The 15566-nt window shown below is 38.4% G+C and carries 13 protein-coding genes; 8 read left to right on the top strand and 5 right to left on the bottom strand.

Translation table 11 applies throughout. The annotated features are described in order from the left end of the window. The first annotated feature begins 1 nt into the window (after position 1). The 3 genes from QHG54_RS03455 to QHG54_RS03445 all read left to right on the top strand — a co-directional run bounded on the left by QHG54_RS03455 (position 2) and on the right by QHG54_RS03445 (position 2944). A complete protein-coding gene (locus tag QHG54_RS03455) occupies positions 2 to 748 on the top strand; it encodes a TlyA family RNA methyltransferase (protein WP_317992951.1) in 747 nt (248 codons plus the stop codon). Next, positions 745 to 1998: a class I SAM-dependent RNA methyltransferase gene (locus QHG54_RS03450; protein ID WP_406604447.1), complete on the top strand. Its 1254-nt coding sequence runs from the start codon at positions 745 to 747 to the stop codon at positions 1996 to 1998. The genes QHG54_RS03455 and QHG54_RS03450 overlap by 4 nt, the downstream gene beginning before the upstream one ends. 658 nt (positions 1999 to 2656) lie before the next feature. Beyond that, positions 2657 to 2944 carry a hypothetical protein gene (locus tag QHG54_RS03445; RefSeq protein WP_317992953.1) on the top strand — a complete coding sequence of 96 codons (288 nt, stop codon included), beginning with the start codon at positions 2657 to 2659 and terminating at the stop codon, positions 2942 to 2944. 305 nt (positions 2945 to 3249) lie between these two features. Here QHG54_RS03445 and tldD read toward each other — a convergent pair whose 3' ends face one another. Then, positions 3250 to 4668 carry a metalloprotease TldD gene (tldD, locus tag QHG54_RS03440; protein ID WP_317992954.1) on the bottom strand — a complete coding sequence of 473 codons (1419 nt, stop codon included), beginning with the start codon at positions 4666 to 4668 and terminating at the stop codon, positions 3250 to 3252. 112 nt (positions 4669 to 4780) lie between these two features. Continuing rightward, positions 4781 to 5320 carry an invasion associated locus B family protein gene (locus QHG54_RS03435; RefSeq protein WP_396335803.1) on the bottom strand — a complete coding sequence of 180 codons (540 nt, stop codon included), beginning with the start codon at positions 5318 to 5320 and terminating at the stop codon, positions 4781 to 4783. 411 nt (positions 5321 to 5731) lie between these two features. Between QHG54_RS03435 and cyoE the strand changes: the two genes are divergently transcribed. The 4 genes from cyoE to rnhA all read left to right on the top strand — a co-directional run bounded on the left by cyoE (position 5732) and on the right by rnhA (position 9329). Further along, positions 5732 to 6667, top strand: a complete 936-nt coding sequence (cyoE, locus tag QHG54_RS03430; RefSeq protein ID WP_317994025.1) for a heme o synthase — start codon at positions 5732 to 5734, stop codon at positions 6665 to 6667. A 173-nt stretch (positions 6668 to 6840) separates the two neighbouring features. Further along, on the top strand, positions 6841 to 7872 hold the full coding sequence (gene ispH, locus QHG54_RS03425; RefSeq protein ID WP_406604446.1) for a 4-hydroxy-3-methylbut-2-enyl diphosphate reductase: 1032 nt from the start codon (positions 6841 to 6843) through the stop codon (positions 7870 to 7872). Between the two features lie 24 nt (positions 7873 to 7896). Next, positions 7897 to 8856, top strand: a complete 960-nt coding sequence (locus tag QHG54_RS03420) for a homoserine kinase (RefSeq protein WP_406604445.1) — start codon at positions 7897 to 7899, stop codon at positions 8854 to 8856. A 5-nt stretch (positions 8857 to 8861) separates the two neighbouring features. After that, a complete protein-coding gene (gene rnhA / locus QHG54_RS03415; protein ID WP_406604444.1) occupies positions 8862 to 9329 on the top strand; it encodes a ribonuclease HI in 468 nt (155 codons plus the stop codon). Positions 9330 to 9356: 27 nt separating this feature from the next. Here rnhA and QHG54_RS03410 read toward each other — a convergent pair whose 3' ends face one another. Beyond that, positions 9357 to 10235 carry a protein-disulfide reductase DsbD domain-containing protein gene (locus QHG54_RS03410; protein ID WP_406604443.1) on the bottom strand — a complete coding sequence of 293 codons (879 nt, stop codon included), beginning with the start codon at positions 10233 to 10235 and terminating at the stop codon, positions 9357 to 9359. Positions 10236 to 10306: 71 nt separating this feature from the next. On the opposite strand from QHG54_RS03410, the gene QHG54_RS03405 reads away from it, so the two are divergent. After that, positions 10307 to 10891, top strand: a complete 585-nt coding sequence (locus QHG54_RS03405) for a YqgE/AlgH family protein (RefSeq protein ID WP_317994026.1) — start codon at positions 10307 to 10309, stop codon at positions 10889 to 10891. A 44-nt stretch (positions 10892 to 10935) separates the two neighbouring features. Here the strand turns inward: QHG54_RS03405 and QHG54_RS03400 are convergent, their stop codons facing one another. Both QHG54_RS03400 and QHG54_RS03395 read right to left on the bottom strand, forming a co-directional pair. Then, on the bottom strand, positions 10936 to 13824 hold the full coding sequence (locus tag QHG54_RS03400) for an EAL domain-containing protein (protein ID WP_406604442.1): 2889 nt from the start codon (positions 13822 to 13824) through the stop codon (positions 10936 to 10938). A gap of 452 nt (positions 13825 to 14276) precedes the next feature. Then, positions 14277 to 15551 carry a M16 family metallopeptidase gene (locus QHG54_RS03395; RefSeq protein WP_406604441.1) on the bottom strand — a complete coding sequence of 425 codons (1275 nt, stop codon included), beginning with the start codon at positions 15549 to 15551 and terminating at the stop codon, positions 14277 to 14279. Positions 15552 to 15566 lie beyond the last annotated feature (15 nt).

Genomic DNA, 15566 nt, shown 5'->3' with positions numbered 1-15566 from the left:
GATGTCCGTTAGGAAAAGGCTTGATGTTCTTTTAGTTGAAAAAAACTTTTTTACGACGCGCTCACGGGCACGTGACGCTATCATACGCAAAACCGTTAAGGTTGATGGCGAAATCATTTTAAAAGCTGGGCAAGTCATTTCTGATGACGCAGAAATTGTAGTTTGCGATCCTGCACAGAATTATGTTTCACGTGCAGCATTAAAATTGATCAGTGCCCTTGATGCATTTCCAATTGTAACGGATAACGTAACTGCCATTGATATTGGTGCATCGACAGGTGGTTTTACGCAAGTTCTCTTAGAGCGCGGAGCATTTCATGTCATTGCTGTTGATGTTGGGCATAATCAATTGGATGCACGTTTATCTGGCAACAGTGCGATCACCTTATTAGAAGGCTTGAATGTTAGGGATTTGCAACAGAAACATTTAGGCGGTCGAGAAATTGATCTTATAGTATCGGACGTCAGTTTTATTTCTCTCAAACTTGCACTACCTCCCGTTTTGTCTCTAGCTAGGAAGGGAGCTCAAGCAGTTTTATTGGTAAAACCACAATTTGAAATTGGTCGAAAAGCTCTTGGGAAGGGTGGGGTATTGAGAAATCACTCAACAACAAAACAAACTGCTGAAGGTCTTTTTGATTGGCTCAACACGCAAAGAGGGTGGACAGCGAAAGGTTTGCTTCCTTCACCTATAGCAGGTGGTGATGGCAATGTAGAATATTTGTTATTCGGAGAAAAAAAAGAGTGAGCAACAGAGTTATAATCGACCATATTGGAGCGAGCGGTTATGGTATTTCCAATACACCGTATGGCTCGATCTATGTTCCTTTTACTTTACCAGGAGAGGTTGCTACAATTGCTCTTCATGGAAAATATGGAAAACTTATTACGCTAGAAGAAAAGTCAACGGAACGTATTGAAGCTATTTGCCAACATTTTGAGAATTGTGGAGGGTGTGTGCTTCAGCATTGGCGTAGCGATGCTTATCGCTCTTGGAAACGCCAATTGGTTGTTGATGCTCTTAAAAGGTATGGGATTGATGTCCTTGTTTCTCCTTTAATTGAATGTGGATATCACAGTCGCCGACGCATTACTTTAACAGCGCTTGCGACCCAGAGAGGCCATATTATTGGTTTTAACCGTTATTTATCTCATGATGTTATTGCACTTAAGGAATGTCCAGTTACACGTTTAGAGATTATGTCTAAATTAGATGATATCAAGGTACTTTGTACTCTTGTAAGCAATGATAACAAACGGTTTCACATTACGATAACCTCTGTTGAAAATGGCTTAGACGTTGCTTTAAATGGGTGTGTCGTGCGGGATGAGCGCATTCGTCAGAAAATGATTCACACAGCTCTTGCACGTGGAATCACACGTTTGTCTGTTGAAGGTGAGGTTTTGATTGAACGAGAAAAACCATTTGTTTCTTTCGGAGATGTCTGTGTTGAATTTCCCGCTGCTGGTTTTCTCCAAGCGACTTTTGAAGCAGAAAATATTATGGGCAATATTATTTTAGCGCATTTAAAAAAAGCAAAGAATGCCGTTGATTTGTTTTCGGGAGTGGGAACATTTACGTTGCGTATGGCGAAAAAGATAAATGTTCATGCGGTAGAAAATGATGGGGCAGCGTTAGCAAATTTAGATCGGGCAGCACGTTTTACGACTGGTTTAAAAACAGTAACTTGTGAAAAACGTGATCTCTTTCGTCGTCCACTTTCTGCGAAGGAGCTTGAGTGTTTTGAGTGCGTTGTTTTTGATCCTCCACGCGCTGGTGCACAAGAACAGGTGCGTGAATTGGCGAAGACAACAATTCCACGTGTGGTGGCAATTTCATGCAATCCTGTTACGTTTGCTCGTGATTTATCTCTTCTTGTTGCAGGTGGTTATACAATAGAAAAAATCATACCGATTGATCAATTTTTATGGTCACCGCATGTTGAAATTGTAGCTGTTTTGAGTAAGCGTAGAGCGAATATAGGTTGGAAACTTTAGCTTATTTAAAGGACACCAAAAGTTCTTGAATTTTAAGGACATTTGATTAGATCTTGTACCCTTTGTTAAGCTTTGAGATGAAAGATGAAGTAGTGCTAACGTTTCATTTGTAAAGAAAAACAGTGTTACCTTGGAGAAAGGATGACATCAAATAGACGGATTAGCAAAAGATTTATCTTTTATTGTATTGAGGATAAGTTGCTGGGATACGCATAAGGTCTCAAAATCATCCCTGTCGTTTTGTTGAAGGCGTTCATGATGTTTTAAAGTGGCGAAAGCTTCTCCTTATCCTCAAGCAAGTGACTAGCATCCCTAAGCCTTATGAAGCCTAGTGTCAGAAAGAGATCTCTCATTCGATTTTTCAAAGGGCTTATCAAAGACTATGGGGTATGTTGGAAAAGCTATGAGGATTGATACCACCTTTGCTCTAGGCCATCTTTGTGTCAGGCTTATATTATAGATAAGGTCAGCATGAAAGGAAAGCGTTTGTAAGAAGTAGAGAAGATTTATCAGGAAGAGTTGTGCTGTGGTGGATGCCTTAGGGGGGGGCTTTACGTTTTCTTCTCTCTCTAAGGAACTAAAATGATATGACTCAAGCTCTTTAGCTGGTTGAAGGAGATGTAAATACACAAGTTATTCTTATAAAGGTTATGTTGGAATGCACGAAGAAAAGGGGGAGGAAGTAAAACTCTATTGCTGTCCTTCTTTCCCACACGGTAAAACAAAACGCTATAGTGTTGCCAATTCACGTGCTTTTTTAAAAAAACATCTCCTAAAACACGAAAGCCCATTTCACGGTGGTGCCTGTGAATGGTATAATATAAAATTCATTGAGTATCATCATCTTTACGTTTGTGAAGGTGTAAGCCGGTTTACTCCTTTCTTAAACAATTTTTATTCACACGCTAATCCCGTTTGTTATGTGCAAGCGAGTGGTTTTGATTGATTCAACACAAAACAGGTTTGAAATGAGATAATCTTAGGATATTCGGGGCTCTAATACAACATGCAGAAAATAAATTATCTCTATAAATCAAAGTCTTATTCGAACAAGAAAACACTGTAGAATGATAATGAACACTTTTACAAAGAACCTCACCTGGTCGAAGGCTTCTTCAATAAACTTCACCACTTCAGACATATCTTCTAATCTTCTGGAGATTAGATAAAAAAGCTTCTTCTTATATGGGATTACTAGTCTCTATTTCCATCATATTCTAGATAAGGAAATTAGCTACCCAGAACCGAGTTTTATGAAAGTGCTGTTCCACCAATTGTCATATCATTGATTCGCAGATGAGGTTGCCCGACACCCACAGGGACATTTTGTCCTGCTTTTCCGCACATACCGATACCATTATCAAGTTTGCTATCATTTCCAATCATTGTAATACGTTTCATGGCTTCTGGTCCATTTCCAATAAGGGTTGCACCTTTGATTGGTGCTACAATTTTGCCATTCTCTACTCGATAAGCTTCGGTACATTCAAATACGAATTTTCCAGAAGTGATATCAACTTGTCCTCCGCCAAATGAAACAGCATAGATACCATTTTTTAGTGAGGAGAGAATTTCTTCAGGTGTTTTATCTCCTCCTAGCATTATCGTATTTGTCATCCGTGGCATTGGTGCATGTGCATAGGATTCACGCCGTCCATTTCCAGTTGGATTAACACCCATAAGTCGAGCATTTAATCTGTCTTGCATAAAGCCGACAAGTTTTCCATCTTCAATAAGAACGTTATATCCTGATGGTGTGCCTTCATCATCGACGGTAAGTGAACCACGGCACTTGGGCATTGTACCATCATCAACGACTGTCACACCTTTTGCTGCAATTTGTTTGCCTAAAAGTCCAGCGAAAGCAGATGTTTTTTTGCGGTTAAAATCCCCTTCCAACCCATGACCTACGGCTTCATGAAGCATAACGCCAGGCCATCCATTGGCTAAGACAACATCAAATGTTCCTGCTGGTGCTGGTTCTGCTTCTAGGTTTATTAAAGCCATACGCAAAGCCTCATCAGCAGCTTTTTTCCAATTTTCTTCGCTAATGAATTGGCTAAATGCTTGCCGCCCACCACATCCATAGAAACCATTTTCACGCCGATTCCCCTCAGATGCAACCACAGATATAGAAAGCCGCACAAGAGGGCGGATATCACGAACAAGACACCCGTCAGCACGTAAGATTTCAACATGCTGGAGTGAACCGGAAAGAGAAACAGTAACTTGATGCAATTTATTATTTTTTTTACGTAAGTAAGCATCGATTTTTTGCAAAAGTGTACTTTTTTCTTCAAATGATGGAGTATCAAGCGGGTTATGTGGTTGATAGAGTCTCTTATTTGTTTTTTGGGGTGCGGCACTATAAGGTCCTGCATGATTATTATAGGTAACAGCTTTAGCCGCTTCACTGGCGCGTTTGAGCGCTGCAGCTGATAATTCACTAGAGTGTGCATATCCAGTAGCTTCTCCAGCAACAACGCGTAGACCAAATCCCATATCTTGATGAAATGAGCCATTTTTAAGTTGTCCATTATCAAATAAAAGAGCTTCACTTTCAGTATATTCAAGGTAAAGTTCACCATCATCAGCATTATGAAGAGACTCTTGTACAAGTGATTGCACTTTAGATGAAGCAATATCAAAATAGTCAATCAGGGATTTCATCGTGGCTATCCTATTTTCATTGATGTCTAGAAGATTTCCATTTATTTTGTTTGAGAAGCTATAAAATGAGCTGTGGTATGAGATAGTTTGATTGGTCAATTATGGAATTGTATTATGTTGGTAAGGTTGCATAGGCATCATTCAGCCCCTTAAGATCAACGAGGCCTCCGATTGCTTGCTCGGGAGTTGTGAAAATGAAATAGGTTGCTGTTTTACCTTTTAAAAACAGTTGTAGTATATCTTCTTTAAGAACAGCTTCAGCAACGCAATTATCACCAAGACAACGGCGATATTCCATTTTTCCCATATCTTTATCATCAATTTTTAGTCCAACACCAAGGCGCAATTCAACGCGAATCGGAACGAAAACACGCATCAAAGCTCCTTGTTTTTTAGGGAGTTTATAAAACGTAACACGGAAGGTAATATCATGACGATTTTGTGTGTGTACATTTTGTACAACTTCACATTGTATATTAGGGGTACCTGGTGGCAAAGAACAAACTTTTGTCCATGCACCGTAGGTTTTGGGGGCAGGGACATTTTGCAGGTTAGATGTTTGTGCAACAGCGTGATTGGTTGAAATATTATAAAGTGTGCAAACAGCAACACCAACAAAGAAAGTTTTTTTGAGCAATTTATAAAGTATCACAGAAAGCCTTATCCAAATCAAAATTATGCACTCATGCATAGATTTACATAAAAAGTGCATTTTCAAGGTGAAATTATAACACAAAATCGATATCTACCAAAACATATTAATTCATATATACGAAAGAAAAGAAAAATTGAAAAAGCAGTATCTCATAGGAAAAAAGCTTTTAACATTGTTTTATAATGTTTGCTGGGATGTATTTAGCTTTTATGATGCATTTTGTAATGTAAGGAAAATGTGTATTGAAAAAATGTATTTTTGTTGCAGATTCTTCTATCTGTTTTTAATGGATACCTATAAGAGGGGTATCTTATATATTCTCAAAAGTACTCATATTAATTGGTCATTCCCATATGCTAGACAATATTTGCTTGTGGGTGACAGAGATGGAAAAGGTCTTTGAGCAGAATGTCTATTTCAGGAGAATTATCGGTTGCAAATGGTAAACTAATCCCGCCAAAATCTAGTATTTATGATTATATCACATTATTAAAACCGCGGGTTATGTCGCTTGTTGTATTTACAGCTCTGGTGGGATTGGTGGTATCACCTGTTTCCATAAATCCATTGTATGGTTTTTTAGCAATTTTGTGTATTGCTGTAGGCGGCGGCGGCGCGGGGGCCCTTAATATGTGGTATGACGCTGATATTGATGCAGTGATGGAACGCACCAAAAATCGCCCTATTCCTAGCGGCAAAATCAGCTCCAGAAAGGCATTTGTTTTTGGCATGGTTCTTTCTATGCTTTCGGTGTTGATTATGGGGTGCTTCATTAATTGGTTTGCAGCATTTCTTCTTGCGTTCACGATCTTCTTTTATGTCGTTGTCTATACAGTTTGGCTAAAGCGTATAACGCCACAAAATATTGTTATTGGTGGTGCAGCTGGAGCCTTCCCACCTATGATTGGATGGGCTGCAGCAACGGGTACAGTGAGTATTGAGAGCTTTTTATTATTTTTAATCATTTTTATGTGGACCCCACCACATTTTTGGGCTCTTTCTTTGTTTTCATCTCTTGATTATGGTGCAGCCGGCATTCCTATGATGCCTAATGTACGAGGTGAGCGTTCAACAAAAAAACAGATTTTATTTTATACTATTCTTATGGCAATATGCGCCGCTGGACCTTTTATTACTGGTTTTGCAGGAATTTCTTATGGTATTTTCTCGACAGTTTTGAGCGCTATCTTTATTTATTTTGCTTATCGTTTATGTAAAGCTGATACGCATGATGCAACTATTTTGATGGCAAAAAAAACATTTTTCTTTTCGTTATTTTATTTGGCGATTCTCTTTGGAATTCTTTTGATTGAATTCCTTGTTTGGTATTTTATCATCCTCTAGTCCAATGAAATGAAAGAGCAAACTTAAAATAGTTTTGCCTGAATAATACCAGAAGAGCGCACTATTATAAACGAGGGTGATATTTCCAATTTTTTTCTTTACACTGTTTATGTAGTGCATGAAAATCATCCGTTTAAATATACGGTTAAAGTTATGGATATTAAGGAGGATTTATGTCTGATCTTGCCCCTTTAACAATGCGCCTTTGTAGTCCGCGTGGATTTTGTGCTGGGGTTGATCGTGCGATTCAGATTGTTATTCTTGCGTTAAAAAAATATGGTGCTCCAGTTTATGTTCGTCATGAAATTGTGCACAACCGTTATGTCGTTGAGGGATTACAGCAGCGGGGAGCTATTTTTGTTGAAGAGCTTGATGAGATTCCAGAGGAACATCGTGGTCAACCTGTTGTGTTTTCTGCCCATGGGGTACCAAAATCGGTACCAGAGGAGGCGCGGCAATATAATATGTTTTATCTAGATGCGACATGTCCGTTGGTTTCTAAGGTTCATAAACAAGCGATACGACATCAACGTCATGGTCGTCATGTCATATTGATCGGTCATTCTGGTCATCCAGAAGTAATAGGAACAATGGGACAGCTTGAAAATGGGGCTGTTACATTAATTGAAACAGTAAAGGATGCTTTATATTATCAACCAGATGATCCCCAAAAATTGGGATTTGTCACGCAAACGACACTTTCTGTTGAAGATACTGCAGAAATTGTTGATGTATTGCAACAGCGTTTTCCTGCTTTGGAACCACCCGCTGCGGAATCAATTTGCTATGCTACTACGAATCGACAAGATGCTGTTAAGGCGGCTGCATTAGGGAGCGATCTCTTTTTAATTGTCGGTGCACCCAATTCTTCTAATTCACGACGTTTGGTAGAGGTTGCTGAGAAATTTGGTGCACGGCAGGCTATTTTAGTGCAACGTGTTGATGAAATTGATTTTGATTATCTTGGAGCTCTTTCTGTCGTGAGTCTCTCAGCTGGGGCATCTGCTCCTGAAGCCATTGTTAATGAAATTATTACAGCTTTTCGTAAGCGTTATGACGTTAAAATAGAATTAACTGAAACTGCAGTAGAAACAGAGACATTTTTGGTTAATCGTGAATTGCGTGATGTGATTTTAACTCCTAAAGATATGGCTTTCGTTAATGGACGAGTTGAAACTTTAAAAAATGAAAATAATGATACATAAAATGCTGAAAATGAAAGTAAAATAATGGCAGTTTATACTGATATTCATCAGAATGATTTGGAGGCATTTTTAGCGCGTTATTCAATCGGTTTACTTTTGTCCTATCAGGGGATAGCAGAGGGTATCGAGAATTCCAATTTTATGCTTCATACAACAAAAGGAAAATTTATTTTAACGCTTTATGAGAAGCGTGTCTCAAAGGATGATTTGCCTTTTTTTTGTAGCCTTATGCAGCATTTAAGTCGACGAGGAATTCCTTGCCCTCAACCTGTCCTTCAAAATGATGGGACAACATTTAGTGAATTGGCGGGGCGTCCTGCTGCTATTATTACTTTTTTGGAAGGGGTGTGGGTCCATCAACCCAATGTATGTCATTGTAGCGAAGTGGGATCTGGTTTAGCGCAATTGCATTTAGCAGGACAGGATTTTTCGCTTAACCGTAGGAACACCCTTTCTCTCGTGGATTGGAAATTAGTATGGAAAAATTGCCAAACGAACGAGGATACGTTGCTTAAAGAGTTTGGGCAAAAAATTGATACCGAATTGGCTTTTTTAGAAGAAAATTGGCCGTCGAATTTGCCAACAGGTATTATTCATGCCGATTTATTTAATGATAATGTGTTTTTCTTAAATCATCGTCTTTCTGGTATTATAGACTTCTATTTCGCGTGTAATGATTTTTTGGCTTATGATTTGGCTATCTGTTTGAATGCTTGGTGTTTTGAACATGACCATTCCTATAATCTTATTAAAGCACATGGGCTATTGGAAAATTATCAAAAAATAAGGCCATTGGTGTCTTTAGAATTGGATGCGATTGTTCTGTTGACGCGTGGTGCAGCTTTACGCTTTTTACTCACACGCCTTTATGATTGGTTTAATACACCGCCTGATAGCTTTGTCGTGAAGAAAGATCCATGGGAATATTGGCACAAGCTTTGTTTTTTCAGTAATGTAAGTTCGCTGAGTGAATTAGGTTTTTGAATTTTATGTTAAATAAGCAGAAAATCGTGGAAATTTATACAGATGGTGCTTGCTCAGGTAATCCTGGAGTTGGAGGGTGGGGGGCAATTTTACGCTGGAATGGTCATGAACGTGAGCTTTATGGTGGAGAAGTGCAAACAACCAACAATCAAATGGAACTGATGGCAGCAATTTGTGCGTTGAAAGCACTTAAAGAATCTTGTTCTGTCGATCTTTATACAGACTCAGTTTATGTGCGCAACGGTATATCTTTATGGCTTGAAGGATGGAAGAAGAATAATTGGCGTACTGTTTCAAAAAAAACTGTTAAAAATAGAGAACTATGGCAAGCTCTTGAGGACGTCTGTTCTCGCCATACTATCAGATGGCACTGGGTAAAAGGGCATGCCGGTCATCCAGATAATGAGCGTGCAGACGCACTTGCACGTAAAGCAATTACAGAATATCGCGAAAATGGTTACTTTTCGACATAGCCTTTGTTTGGAAAGCTTTTTCTCTTATCATGGAGTAGCAAGAGGGTTTGATTGCGTATCGAGCATGAATGTTCCACTTAAAGCATGATCTTTAAAGGAAACTGTATAAAAAACTGTTTGGTTTTTGCTCTCTGGTATGAAATGGATCGGGGCGCTAAAAAGTGTGTAATTGACGTTATCACTTACTTTTTTTGCTGGTCCAATTTGCATTTCTCCTCCATCTAAAAAAAGAAAAGTCGGTATAATTTTATTGTGATTTTGTATTTTGATGAAAAGGGTGTTTTTATCTTTTTCAGCGCTTATTTTTAACGCATGATCGGTTGTACGGGGTAAGGCATCTTGAGCCTTTTTTAATAAGGATGAAGGGAGGCATTTGTTTTTTTGAATGGATGGAGAAAAATTAAAGTTAACAGTAAATGGCAGACAGATTTTATTACATAATCCAAGTGTTAAAGAACCAGTTAAATTATTGCTTGCATTGAAGATGGTAAAAGGCAATAAAACTTCATTTTTATAACCTATTGACCAGTCATTTTCTGTTTCATAAAGCTGTGGAGTGGGATAAAATATTTCATAAGAAACTTGTTGCTTGAAATTAAAAAATGGTGCCATGCCTGAATTCCCTGGATTACGCCAGTAGGTTTTCCATCCAGGTTTAAGCATAATTTCAATAATACCGTTTCTTATTCCAGAGAGAGATGGGCTGGTGATAGCTAATCTGATGCGGCCACCTTCTGATTCATACCAAGGTGTTGCAAAAAGATATGATTTTTGTTGTGGTTGGGCTTTTGCAGAGACGTTAAGTAATTCTAAAAATACAAATGTTAATTTTAAAGTAATTAAAATTTTTTTATGAAAGGAAGTTGAAAGATTTTGTAAATTTATAAACATTTGAATTTTTTTCATTCGAGCTTTATTTTCTTGTTGGATGAACTGAATTGAATTTTAACATATAAGTTATGGAGAATAACAGAGTGATGAAGCAATGTGATGGCTTTTTGGGTGGACAGTTGCTCATAGCAATGCCTGGGATGAATGACAAACGCTTTATTCGTTCTGTTATTTATGTTTGTGCACATTCTGATGCTGGTGCTATGGGGATTATTCTCAATCAATTGCACCATATTGATTTTCCTGAGCTTTTGCTTCATCTTGGGGTCATAAACAGCGCCCAAAAAAAACATCTTTCTGAACCGATAAAAAATTTTCCTGTACGCTATGGCGGCCCTGTTGATCCTTCCCGTGGTTTTGTGCTTCATTCGGACGATTATGTTTGTGAAGAAACTGTTCTTGTTGCAGATAAGATCTGCTTTACTGCAACTATTGATATATTAAAAGCGATCAGTTGCGATAAAGGCCCTCAACATGCACTGATAGCACTAGGTTATGCTGGATGGAAAGCTGGACAGTTAGAGGCAGAAATTTCTACAAATGGTTGGTTGATTAGCCCTACATCACCTAGTTTTCTTTTTGAAGGCAATTTAAGTTGTAAGTACGATGAAAGTTTGATTCGCATGGGAATTAATCCGACTTATCTTGTTTCTGAAATGGGCCATGCGTAGACAGTTTCACTATTTTGCGGGTTTTGTATTAAACATTTTCCTATCTACGATGTCTTGATTTTATAAGGGAAGTGATTTTGAATGAGAGTGATTAATTCTTCGATGGCGATTGGCTTAGTAACAAGTGTGCTTTGAACATATTTACAGCCTTCTTGGCGTAGGAAGATTGCTTCTTTTTCATTTTCAACACCTTCAGCGATAATTTGCAAATTAAGATCAGTTGCTATGTTGATAATAGATTTGAGAACAAGTTTTTTCTTGAGAGAATCGATTGAGATAAGAGAACGATCCAATTTAACCATATCAAATGGATAACGGACGAGATAGGCAAGTGATGAATAACCTGTTCCAAAATTATCCAGTGCCAGATTCATTCCTAGTGCTTTAATTTGTTCAAGAAAGTGCGCCGATTGTTCAGGATTTTTTCTTAAGACAAACTCGGATATTTCTATCATTAAGCTCCCTTTATTGAGAGGATAACGAAGCAAAATGGAGCGCAATTGACTTATAAAGCGCGGATGAATCATTTCTGCGCTTGGTAAATTGATTGAAATAAAAAAAGATTGTTGTAAGAATTTTTCTTGTATAGTTGTGAGATCAATAACGGCATTATCAATGATAAATTGTGCTAAATCCATAACGATTTGTTCGTTTTCTACAATCTTAATAAAATCAGAGACATTTAAATTTCCATAATTTGGATGATGCCATTCTACAATTGTTTCAAAACCAATAATGTGTCCATCTGATAAATTGAGAATAGGATGGTAGAGGATTTTTATTTCATTGCGTTTTATGGCATGATGAATGTCTTGCACTATAGTGTTATGCTCGATGCCTAATGTGCGAAAATTAGGGCGAAACGGTTCAATATGGTTGCCACCCATTTGTTTTGCACGGATCATTGCCAGTTCGCTATCATTTAAAATATCTTTAGCCGTCGATCTACTTTCACTCCATGTGACCAGTCCAATTGATGCTGAAAGCGTTATTTTTTTTTCTGTAAGTGAAATAGGTGCTGAGATTGTTTTATGCAGATGATCTGCAAATGCTGCAATTTTCTGTGGTTCAGTTTCACTGAGTAAAATGATTGCAAAACGATCTGCGGAAAGACGTGACAAGGTATCTTGAAAGTTGATAAGACGGCTCAAACGGCGTGCTATGATGAGCAGTACAGTATCACCAACAGCTATGCCTAATTTGCTATTAATTTGACGGAAATTGTCAAAGTCAATCATAAAGACGGTCGGTCTAATTTTGATATTTGCTTTAGCCAAAGAGGTATAGTTTTGTAGTCTATCGAAGAAAATTTGTTGGTTAGGGAGTCCTGTTAAGCTGTCGTGAATTGCATCGTGCAATAAGCGTTCTTCGGCTTTTTTGTGGTTAGTAATATTGACAATTGTCCCAATGACACGGGTAATTTTTCCATCTTTTTGCATAGCAGGGCGCGCACGGAGAGAAAACCAATGATAATAGCCACCACCGGAAGAAAGTCGAAAAATTTGATCAATGCGTCCCTTTTTATTTTTAAGAATGATATTCAATACGGCTTGAAAGCGCTCACGGTCATCATAATGCAAGGCTGAAATCCAGTTACGCATAGGTCCATTGAGTTTTTGGGTTCCAGTACCAAAGAGGGTTGTCATGTCTGGATGAACCACAATACGATCACGTTCGACATTCCAGTCCCAGATAATATTTCCAGCTCCCTTTGCCGCCAGCACTTGTTGTTCCAGATCGGAAAATATTCCTTCATGGAAAGCATCATTGGAAAAAGTTTGTTGCATGACAGTAAAGCTAATGAGAAGAACAATGAGGACTAATCCCCCTGCTAAAGCTGGTTGTATAATATCATTATCTAAATGCCCTGCTATGCAGGCATAAGCCCCAAAGCACCAAAAGCTAATAAGCAACCATGTTGGGATAAGCATGATTGCACGGTCATAGCTTCTGATCGAGAAATAGCTAATTAAGAGTATACCAATCACGGTGGTGAGTCCAAATGACAAACGGGCGATTCCAGCTGCTCTAGTTGGATCATAAATAGCAAACGCTCCTAGACCACAAAGAGCTATGGTCCACGCGATTGCACCATAACTAAAATGATAGTGCCAGCGATTCAGACATAGGTAGGTGAAGAGAAAAATGAAAAATGTAGCAGCAAGTGCTACTTCTGTTCCAGCACGCCAGATCGGTTGCGTTGTTAATGTAACTGCAAAGAATTTATTGAGAAAGTTGAAGTCGATGCCAATATAAAAAAGAACAGCCCAAGCAACAGCAGCTGTTGCAGGAAAGAGACCTGTTCCACGAACGACGAAGAGAACAGTTAGTAAGAGCGCTAAAAGACCTGATATACCAAGAAGAATACCATGATAAAGCGTATAAGAATTTATAGAATCCTTATAGGCTTCAGGTTGCCATAAATAGATTTGTGGTAGATTTGCAGAGTTAAGCTCGGCAACAAATGTAACGACGGTGCCAGGGTTTAGTGTAATCCGAAAGATATCTGAGTTTGCATTGGCTTGACGATCAAGAGAAAAGCCTTCGCTTGGAGTGATGGATTGAATTCGCGCTGATCCAAGGTCAGGCCAAAGAAAACTTGAACGAGCCATACGATAATGGGGGGCAACAATGAGGCGATCAATCTGTTCATCTGTTGGATTTGCGAGAGAAAATACAGCCCAGTTTCCAGAAAAATTTTCACTTTTTGCTTGGACTTCAATGCGCCATACAATACCATCTGGTCCTGGTGCGGTACTTGTTTGAAAAATAGAGCTCTTTGTATGGTAAATTTCGATTGCTTTTGAGAGGTCAAGAGCAGCATCTTGAGAAGAAATTTTAACTGGCTCAATTGCCTGTGCTGATGTAAAGTGGACAAAAGAGCTGACTATTATAACAAAAATGATATCAATTATTTTACGCAAACTCTTCACAATGTCTCACTCTCAATATTTTAGGATGTTTGATTTTAACTTAGATTTTTGAGAAAATACGTCCACCCTTTATAATTGTTTTTACATAACAAGCTGCTATCACTTTCTTCTGAAAAAGTTACACAATTTTACCACAAAGATAGATCATATATCTGTTTTCCTCAGAAGGGCTTAAAGCTTATGGAACTTTATTTTAGAACAGCAAAATTCAGCCATTAGTTTCCAGGTTTCATGTATATCTTTGTTTATTAGACTCTTTATCACATGGAGCCTAAATTGGGTAGTTTTGTACACCTCTTTGATCAATATTTCCCAAACTTATTCAATGAGAAGAATTTTTATGATGAATCTTATCATAAAACATGTGCATATTATTATGCGGTTGTTTAAAAAAGCACTTTTTCATATTTTCAATGTATCCTAAATGCATTTGGGGAAAAGCATATTGAATCTCATTTTATATTGCATGAAAGAGTTGATGTTAGATCATCAAAATTCATGAGAGGACCAACGGGGCCGACAGCTGCTAATGTTGGAGTGGAATTGATAAAAAGACGAGCAGCTAAATCAGTTAATCTTTCGGTGGTAATGAGCTCTAAACGTTCAATTGTTTCAGATATTGGAATTGGTCGGCCATAAAGAAGTATTTGGCGAGCAATGAGCTGTGCCTGACTGGATGGATTTTCCTGTGACATTGTTAGGTTAGCACGATATTGTGCTTGTGCTCGTTGAAGTTCATTAGCATGAATGTTTTTGCTTGCCTTAGAGAGTTCCTCAAGAATCACAGGAAGCAACTCCTTTAGTCCCTCTTGTCCGGTGGCGGCATGAATGCCAAAGAGTCCAATATCTGAAAAGCCCCAATGAAAAGCATAAATAGAATAACATAATCCACGTTTCTCTCTTATTTCTTGGAAAAGACGTGATGACATGCCACCTCCAAGAATAATTGAAAGAATTTGGGTAGCATAAAAGTCACGAGCATGATAAGCACGCCCTTCAAAACCAAGGACAATTTGTGTGTCCATTAAATCGCGATATTCACGAAAATCGCCACCGACATAATTCCCGAGGTTAGTAAGAGGAGCTGTTGAATGAGAACGAAAAGTGCTAAGACGACTTTCAACTTCTTTCAGGAAATTTTCGTGTTGTACAGCCCCTGCCGCAACTACGACCATACGGTCTGCGCTATATTGTTTATTCATAAAATTGTGGAGGTCAGCAGATGTAAATGATTGAATTGTTTTTGGGGTACCTAAAATAGAACGACCAAGCGACTGATGGCGAAAGGCTGTTTCAGTAAAGTGATCAAAAACAATATCATCAGGAACATCACGAGCGGCACCAATTTCCTGAAAAATAACTTGTTTTTCCCGTTCTAATTCATCTTCATCAAATTTTGAAAACATCAAAATATCGGCCAGAATATCAATGGCAAGGGGGATATCATTTTTGAGTACGCGTGCAAAATAGGCAGTTGTTTCAGTACTAGTTGTAGCATTGATTTCACCGCCAACATCTTCAATATCAGCTGCAATCTGAAAAGCTGTACGGTTTTCGGTGCCTTTGAAAGCCATATGCTCAAGGAGGTGGGCGATACCATGTTGTGTAAATGTTTCATTACGTGAGCCTACTTTAACCCATATTCCGAGTGCTACACTATCAATTTGTTGCATTGTACGTGTGGCGATAGTCAAACCGTTACTCAGGCGACTGATATCTACAGTCATGTATTTACGACTCCG

This window comes from Bartonella gliris, assembly GCF_045277155.1.
Taxonomy (GTDB): domain Bacteria; phylum Pseudomonadota; class Alphaproteobacteria; order Rhizobiales; family Rhizobiaceae; genus Bartonella; species Bartonella gliris.
Note: the sequence above shows the minus strand (reverse complement) of the source record. Positions and strands in the feature narration are given on the sequence as shown.

What these genes read in the sequence shown, in the direction of transcription:
- rnhA (WP_406604444.1), top strand. Translation starts at nt 8,862, where the DNA reads ATGTTAAATAAGCAGAAAATCGTGGAAATTTATACAGATGGTGCTTGC.
- QHG54_RS03410 (WP_406604443.1), bottom strand. Translation starts at nt 10,235, where the DNA reads ATGAAAAAAATTCAAATGTTTATAAATTTACAAAATCTTTCAACTTCC.
- cyoE (WP_317994025.1), top strand. Translation starts at nt 5,732, where the DNA reads ATGTCTATTTCAGGAGAATTATCGGTTGCAAATGGTAAACTAATCCCG.
- QHG54_RS03405 (WP_317994026.1), top strand. Translation starts at nt 10,307, where the DNA reads ATGAAGCAATGTGATGGCTTTTTGGGTGGACAGTTGCTCATAGCAATG.
- ispH (WP_406604446.1), top strand. Translation starts at nt 6,841, where the DNA reads ATGTCTGATCTTGCCCCTTTAACAATGCGCCTTTGTAGTCCGCGTGGA.
- QHG54_RS03395 (WP_406604441.1), bottom strand. Translation starts at nt 15,551, where the DNA reads ATGACTGTAGATATCAGTCGCCTGAGTAACGGTTTGACTATCGCCACA.
- QHG54_RS03420 (WP_406604445.1), top strand. Translation starts at nt 7,897, where the DNA reads ATGGCAGTTTATACTGATATTCATCAGAATGATTTGGAGGCATTTTTA.
- QHG54_RS03445 (WP_317992953.1), top strand. Translation starts at nt 2,657, where the DNA reads ATGCACGAAGAAAAGGGGGAGGAAGTAAAACTCTATTGCTGTCCTTCT.
- QHG54_RS03455 (WP_317992951.1), top strand. Translation starts at nt 2, where the DNA reads ATGTCCGTTAGGAAAAGGCTTGATGTTCTTTTAGTTGAAAAAAACTTT.
- tldD (WP_317992954.1), bottom strand. Translation starts at nt 4,668, where the DNA reads ATGAAATCCCTGATTGACTATTTTGATATTGCTTCATCTAAAGTGCAA.